At 71.3% G+C, this 7,039-nt stretch carries 7 protein-coding genes; 3 read left to right on the top strand and 4 right to left on the bottom strand.

Features of this window, described 5'->3' with window-relative positions:
• The coding region (locus tag OUY22_RS34805; protein WP_270159563.1) for a PucR family transcriptional regulator ligand-binding domain-containing protein at positions 1 to 555 on the bottom strand (555 nt) is incomplete at its 3' end.
• Positions 556 to 647: 92 nt separating this feature from the next.
• On the opposite strand from OUY22_RS34805, the gene gabT reads away from it, so the two are divergent.
• Positions 648 to 1,976, top strand: coding sequence for a 4-aminobutyrate--2-oxoglutarate transaminase (gene gabT, locus OUY22_RS34800; protein ID WP_270159562.1), 1,329 nt, complete (start codon positions 648 to 650; stop codon positions 1,974 to 1,976).
• A 205-nt stretch (positions 1,977 to 2,181) separates the two neighbouring features.
• Positions 2,182 to 2,382: a hypothetical protein gene (locus OUY22_RS34795; protein WP_270159561.1), complete on the top strand. Its 201-nt coding sequence runs from the start codon at positions 2,182 to 2,184 to the stop codon at positions 2,380 to 2,382.
• Positions 2,383 to 2,546: 164 nt separating this feature from the next.
• On the opposite strand, the gene OUY22_RS34790 is transcribed toward OUY22_RS34795, so the two are convergent.
• From OUY22_RS34790 to OUY22_RS34780, 3 genes are read right to left on the bottom strand one after another with little or no spacing between them, the layout of a single operon-like run.
• Positions 2,547 to 3,710, bottom strand: a complete 1,164-nt coding sequence (locus OUY22_RS34790) for an extracellular solute-binding protein (protein WP_270159560.1) — start codon at positions 3,708 to 3,710, stop codon at positions 2,547 to 2,549.
• A gap of 57 nt (positions 3,711 to 3,767) precedes the next feature.
• The gene (locus OUY22_RS34785) at positions 3,768 to 5,273 is read right to left on the bottom strand and encodes a CoA-acylating methylmalonate-semialdehyde dehydrogenase (RefSeq protein WP_270159559.1); all 1,506 of its coding nucleotides are present in this window, start codon (positions 5,271 to 5,273) and stop codon (positions 3,768 to 3,770) included.
• Positions 5,270 to 6,550: an aspartate aminotransferase family protein gene (locus OUY22_RS34780; protein ID WP_270159558.1), complete on the bottom strand. Its 1,281-nt coding sequence runs from the start codon at positions 6,548 to 6,550 to the stop codon at positions 5,270 to 5,272. Before OUY22_RS34780 ends, OUY22_RS34785 begins: the two co-directional genes overlap by 4 nt.
• Positions 6,551 to 6,790: 240 nt before the next feature.
• Here OUY22_RS34780 and OUY22_RS34775 point away from each other — a divergent pair.
• Positions 6,791 to 7,039, top strand: a 249-nt coding sequence (locus tag OUY22_RS34775) for a WGxxGxxG family protein (protein ID WP_270159557.1), incomplete at its 3' end; no start/stop codon positions are given.

The following is a 7,039-nucleotide window of genomic DNA, read 5'->3' as shown; positions in this document are numbered from 1 at the left end:
CTCCGCCGCCACCATCCGTGTCCTGGCGCCCCGGGTGGCGTGCAGCACCTCGCCGGCGTCGTCGAAGAGCGCCGCCCACCCGCCCAGCTCCCTGGCCAGCCGGTCGATGACCGCGTGGGCGCCGTCAGGATGGAGGGCGGCGCGGGTGAGCCGGCCCTGGGCGGCGAAGGCCCGGGTGACCTCCTCGTACTGCTCGGCCGCCAGCAGATCGCTGACCGCCTTGGTGACCGCGATGAACGGCGTCTCCCTGGGCACCTCCAGCAGCGGCAGCCCGGCCGCGCGCGCCGCCTCGACCAGGGCGGGCGGCACCTCCTCGTGGGTGAGCCCGACCGCCACGCCGAGCCCGGCGACGCCGCGCGCCACCAGCCGCCCGACGTAGGCGGGGAAGTCGTGGGTCAGCCGCATCCCGGTGGTCAGCACCAGCTCGCCGCCCTCCAGAAACGGCGTCGGATCCTCCAGCTCGCTGACGGCCACCCAGCGCACGTCGCGGTCGAGCGAGCCGGCCAGCGGGCGCAGGCCCGTCCGTCGCGCCACGACCTGCAGCGATGGTGCCATCCGTGTTTTGTCCATTCCGGCGAAGAGAAGCCCCCTCAGTGTGACATATCGACATATCGGGCCTGGTGGACGGCCGCCGTACCGTCGGAGGCATGAGCATTCCCCAGGAGCGGCGCGTCGTCACCGCGATCCCCGGCCCGAAATCGCAGGAGCTGCTGGCCCGCAAGCAGGCCGCCGTCCCGTCCGGCATCGGCACGACCCTGCCGGTCTTCGTCACCCGCGCGGGCGGTGGCGTGGTGCAGGACGCCGACGGGAACTCGTTGATCGACTTCGGCTCCGGCATCGCCGTGACGAACGTCGGCAACGCCGCGCCGAAGGTGGTGGAGCGGGTCACCAGGCAGGTCGCCGACTTCACCCACACGTGTTTCATGGTCACCCCGTACGAGTCGTACGTGGCCGTCTGCGAGAAGCTGAACGAGCTCACCCCCGGTGACCACGACAAGCGCACGTTCCTCGTGAACAGCGGCGCCGAGGCGGTGGAGAACGCGGTCAAGGTCGCCCGGCACGCCACCGGCCGTCAGGCGGTCGTCGTGTTCGACCACGGCTACCACGGGCGCACGCTGCTGACGATGACGCTCACGGCGAAGAACATGCCGTACAAGCACCGGTTCGGCCCGTTCGCGCCGGAGGTGTACCGGGTGCCGCTGGCCTATCCGTTCCGCTGGCCGACGGGTCCGGAGAACTGCGCCGAGGAGGCGGCCGCCCAGGCCATCGACATGATCAGCAAGCAGGTCGGCGCGGAGAACGTGGCGGCCGTGGTGATCGAGCCGATCGCCGGGGAGGGCGGCTTCATCGAGCCGGCCAAGGGGTTCCTGCCGCGGATCGCGGAGTTTTGCCGGGACAACGGCATCGTGTTCGTGGCCGACGAGGTGCAGACCGGCTTCGCCCGCACGGGAACCCTGTTCGCCTGCGAGGACGAGGGCGTCGTGCCCGACATCATCGTCACCGCCAAGGGCATCGCGGGCGGTCTGCCGCTGGCCGCGGTGACGGGCCGGGCGGAGCTGATGGACAAGGTGCACGTCGGCGGGCTCGGCGGCACGTACGGCGGCAACCCGCTGGCGTGCGAGGCGGCGCTGGGCGTGCTGGAGACGATCGCCGAGGAGGACCTGGTCGGCAGGGCCCGCAGGATCGGCGAGATCATGCTGCCCCGGCTGCGGGCCATGAAGGAGCGGTTCGGGGTGATCGGCGACGTGCGCGGGCGCGGCGCCATGATCGCGATCGAGCTCGTGGTGCCCGGCACCAAGGAGCCGAACCCGACGGCGGTCCAGGAGGTCGTCAAGCGCTGCCACGCCGAGGGCCTGCTGGTGCTGACCGCGGGGACGTACGGCAACGTGCTGCGGTTCCTGCCGCCGCTGGTGATCCCCGAGCACCTGCTGGACGAGGGCCTGGGCATCCTCGAAAAGGCCATCGCCGCCCTCTGATACGACCACAAATCGGGCATCCGGCTTGTCGCTGGATGCCCGATTTGTGGTGTAAATCGTGTGCCATGGGTAGAAAATTCACCCTTACTTGACGCGCCACTAGACGATCACGGATCCCGCCAGGGTTATAACGGATCCGAACGACGACGGGCGACCGCTGCGGGGGAACGTGATGAACTGGGGTCCCACCAGAACGGCACCGGAGATGCTGACGTTCGACCCTGAGGGCATGACCACCGCCCAGCGCGACGGCGACGCCTGCGTGGTGTGCTACAAGAGGTGGCCGCGCCCGCGGGTGCGCGTCGGCCGCTTCCCCGACGACATGGTGGCGATGGCGTGCGCCGACTGCGCCGCCGCCCTCGCGCCCACCCCGCCGGCCACGGTGGTGGCCTTCCCGACCCGCTGACCCGACCGGCTGACCGCGACCCGCTGACCGCGACCCGCTGAGGCCGCCGGGCAGCGAGACGCCCCGGGACGGGGGGAAGGCCCGGGGCGTCTCAGCAGGTCGCACCCAGCGGGGGATGGGCGCGCCCGCGACACGGTGACGCGGGGCGGCACGAACCGGCCCCGCTAATCGACGAGCTCCCGCCACCGCTGCGACCAGGCGGCGTAGTCGGCGCACTCCCCCTTGGGCGGCCGGCAGTCGCCCGGCGGCCGCGTGGCGAACACCACGCGGTCCAGGCGGTTGCTCCTGGTTGCACCGTACGCCTCGCAGACGCTCCTGGCGCGGCCTTTGCACGCCTTGGTATTCGCGGGCGCCAGGCCGTTCCAGGCGGCGGCGTCACGCTGGGCGTCGGTCCCGGTCATCCGGTTGAGCCAGTGGTAGGCGCAGTCGGTGGCGGTCACGCCGGCCCCGAGCATCCACGAGTCGACCCAGCCGGTGACCCGGGGCGCCGCGACCGCCTTGACCGGCTGGCGGGCTCTCACCAGCAGCTCGCGCAGGTGAGGAGTGGCCTGGCCGTAGTCGACGGAGCCGTTGGCGAAGCCCTTGACCAGGTCGAGCTGGTTGGTCCAGAAGGTGCGGCCCGGCGTCGCCTCCAGCCGCTCGGCCGCCTGGCCCAGCCGCTCGGCGTCGAGCTCGAACGGGTCCTCCGCGCCGCCCGCCAGCGCGACGTCCGCGAGCGTGAGCGGGCTGTCGCGCAGCATCACCCGGTCGGAGCCGAACACGTCGGCCAGGTCGCCGCCCTTGACCCTGCTCGTGTCGTACAGGAACTCGTGGTAGCCCCACAGGAACGGCACCCCGTAGACGGTGTCGCCGTCGGCGACCAGGTCGCGCAGCCGCTCGGGGATGTCGTCGTAGCCGTCGACCCGGCCGGCGTCGACGGGCTGGACCTTGCGCGCCTCGATCAGCTCGGCGGCCAGCACCGGCCCGGCGGAGACGAGGTCGTAGGCGTGCCCGGCCAGCTTGGCGGACATCTCCTCGGGGGTCTGCACGGTGTCGATGCGGGCCAGCCGGCAGCCGGTGTCCTTCTCGAACGTGCCGGTCCAGTTGGCCTGCGGGCTGATGCCGCCGTATTCGGCGTAACCGCGGTAGGCGAGGATCTGCAGCGTGCCGTCGCTCTGCGTGGGGCTCTCGCTCGGCGCGGGGCTCGGCACGGGGCTCGGCACGGGGCTCGGCGTGTCCGCCGGGCCGGGCGTGGAACCGGGGGTGGGACCCGCCACGGCCTGGGCCGCGCCCGTGCCCGCCAGCGCCGCCAGGGCGAGGGCCAGCGCGGGCAGACGGTTGCGGATCACGCCTCGGAGCTTACCGGGGGCGGGCGGTGATCGCCGCCGTCCGCCCCCGGCGCGCGGCTACTTGTTGGTGGGGAACCCGAGGTTCACGCCGCCGTGCGACGGGTCCAGCCAGCGCGAGGTGACGACCTTGCCGCGGGTGTAGAAGTGGACGCCCTCGGCGCCGTGCACGTGCGTGTCGCCGAAGAGCGAGGCCTTCCAGCCGCCGAAGCTGTAGAACGCCATCGGCACCGGGATCGGCACGTTGATGCCGATCATGCCGACCTCCACCTCGTTCTGGAAGCGCCGAGCGGCGCCGCCGTCGTTGGTGAAGACGGCCGTGCCGTTGCCGTACTCGCCGCCGTTGATGATCTCCAGCCCTTCCTCGTACGAGGAGACGCGGACGATCGACAGGACGGGGCCGAAGATCTCCTCGGTGTGCACCCGGGTGCCGGGGGTCACGTGGTCGATCACGGTGGGGCCGAGCCAGAAGCCGGGGGTCTCGGACGCCTTGCCGCCGCCCTTGACGGCGGTCTCGCGGCCGTCCACGACGACCTTGGCGCCTTCCTCGACGGCCAGGTCGAGGTAGGAGGCGACCTTGTCGCGGTGCGGCCCGGACACCAGCGGGCCCATCTCCGACGCGGGATCGTCGCCGGGGCCGACGGTGAGCCGCGCGACCCGCTCGACGATCTTCTGCACCAGCTCGTCGCCGACCGGGTCGACGGCCAGCACCACCGAGATGGCCATGCAGCGCTCGCCGGCCGAGCCGAAGCCCGCCGAGACGGCCGAGTCGGCCACGAGGTCGAGGTCGGCGTCGGGGAGCACGAGCATGTGGTTCTTGGCGCCGCCGAGGGCCTGCACGCGCTTGCCGTGGGCGGTCCCGGTCTCGTAGACGTACCGGGCGATCGGGGTGGAGCCGACGAAGGAGACGCCGCGTACGTCGGGGTGCTCCAGCAGCCGGTCCACGGCGACCTTGTCGCCCTGCACCACGTTGAACACGCCGTCGGGCAGCCCGGCCTCCTGCCAGAGCCGCGCCATCAGCAGCGACGCCGACGGGTCCTTCTCCGACGGCTTGAGGATGAAGGTGTTGCCGCACGCGATCGCGATCGGGTACATCCACATCGGCACCATGGCCGGGAAGTTGAACGGCGTGATGCCGGCCACGACCCCGAGCGGCTGGCGGATCGAGTACGAGTCGACCCGGGTCGATACACCCTCGGAGAAGCCGCCCTTGAGCAGGTGCGGGATGCCGCAGGCGAACTCCACGACCTCCAGGCCGCGGGCCACCTCGCCGAGCGCGTCGCCGTGCACCTTGCCGTGCTCGGCGGAGATCAGCGCCGCCAGCTCGTCGCGGTGCGCGTACATCAGCTCGCGGAAGGCGAACAGCACCTGCGCCCGCTTGACCAGGGAGGTGTCGCGCCAGCCGGGGAAGGCCGCCGCGGCGGCGGCGACGGCGGCGTCCACGTCCGCGACGGAGGCCAGCGCGACGGTGCCGCTGACCTCGCCGGTGGCGGGGTTGAAGATCTCCGACGTGCGGCCGTCGCCGTCGACGAGAGCTCCGTCGATCCAGTGCTTGACTGACTTCACTGCTGTGCTGCCTCTGCGTTGATGACTTCGAGTGCGTTGACGATGATGCCGAGCCCCTCCGTGGCCTCGTCGACCGAGAGGGTGAGCGGCGGGGCCATGCGGATCGCGGTGCCGCGCAGGCCGCCCTTGCCGGCCAGCAGCCCGGCCTTCTTGGTCTCCTCCATGAACCGCGACGCCTGGGCGGGGGTGTCCAGCTCGACCGCGAACATCAGGCCCTTGCCGCGCACGTCCCTGACGATCGGCAGCCGCTTCGCGGCCTCGCGCAGGCCGTCGATGATGATCTTGCCGGTCCTGGCGGCGTTGGCCTGCAGGTCGTGGTCGAGCACGTAGTCGAGGGTGGCGTTGGCCGCGGCCATGGAGACCGGGTTGCCGCCGAACGTGGCAACGCCGGCCGCGTGCAGCGCGTCGAGCAGCTCGCCGCGGGCGACGACGCCGCCGACGGCGAAGCCGTTGCCCAGGCCCTTGGCGAAGGTCATCATGTCGGGGGTCACGCCGTGGTTCTGGATGCCGAAGAACGCGCTGCCGGTGCGGCCCCACCCGGTCTGCACCTCGTCGGAGATGAACAGGATGCCCTGCTCGTCCAGCACCTCCTTGTAGGCGGCGAACAGCCCGTCCGGCGGCATGGTGAAGCCGCCCACGCCCTGGATCGGCTCGGCGATCAGCGCGGCCACGTCGTTCGAGACGGCGGTCGACAGCACGTGGCGCAGGTCGTCCACGCACGCCGCGATGTAGTCGGCGTCGGACATGCCCTTGAACTGGGCGAGCTGCCGGTCCGCGCCGTGCAGGAAGTGCACGTTGAGCGGGGACAGGGAGTTGTTCTTCCAGGACCGGTTGGAGGTGACGCTGACGGCGCCGAAGCTGCGGCCGTGGTAGCTCTGCCGCATGGCGAGCACCTGGTCGCTCTTGCGCGCGTACGTGGCGAGCAGCAGCGCGGTCTCGTTGGCCTCGGTGCCCGAGTTGGTGAAGAAGACCTTGGCGTCCGGGATGCCGGACAGCCGGGCGATCTTCTCGGCGAGCTCGATCTGACCGCGCAGCAGGTAGACCGTGCTGGTGTGGACGACGCCGGTGGCGATCTGCCGCTCGACGGCCTCGCGCACCTCGGGGACGTCATATCCGATCATGTTGGTCAGGATGCCGGCGAAGAAGTCGAGGTAGCTCTTGCCGTCGGCGTCGACGACGCGGTTGCCCTTGCCGCTGACGATCTCGATGGGCTCGTTGTAGTAGAGGCCGACCCAGTTGGGGATGACGGCCTTGTGGCGCGCGAGAAGCTCGGACATGTCTTGAGTATCGCCGCTGCACCGGTATGCCCGTAACCGCAAGGTGTCGCCGTACGTTCCGATCCTCTTACAAGGTGTCGGCTGCCGGGGGAAGAGGTTTCAGCCAAGACTGCCTTGGTAGGGCTACGTCTAGCAGGGAAGACGAAGATCCGCCCCGTCAGGGGAAGCCTTCCGGGAAAGGCCGGGAGACGCGACAGGCGGTCTCCGGAGGTCGGCAGACCGCCGGATCGGGGGAACCCAATGCGCAAGACGCTCACGGGCCTGGGGCTGGCCTTCTTTCTGACGCTCGCCCCGGCCGCGGCCGCGACGGCGGACACTCCCGCCGCCCCCGCCGCGCAGAGCCAGGTCAACCCGTCGCCGCAGCCGCAGCAGAGCGAGGGCGGCGGCAACGCGGGACTGTGGGGTCTGCTCGGCCTGCTCGGTCTGCTGGGCCTGGCCGGCATGCGTAAGCAGAAGGAGCACCACGTCGGCACCGCCGAGCACATGACC

The organism is Nonomuraea corallina (assembly GCF_027620315.1).
Taxonomy (GTDB): Bacteria; Actinomycetota; Actinomycetes; order Streptosporangiales; family Streptosporangiaceae; genus Nonomuraea; species Nonomuraea corallina.
Note: the sequence above shows the minus strand (reverse complement) of the source record. Positions and strands in the feature narration are given on the sequence as shown.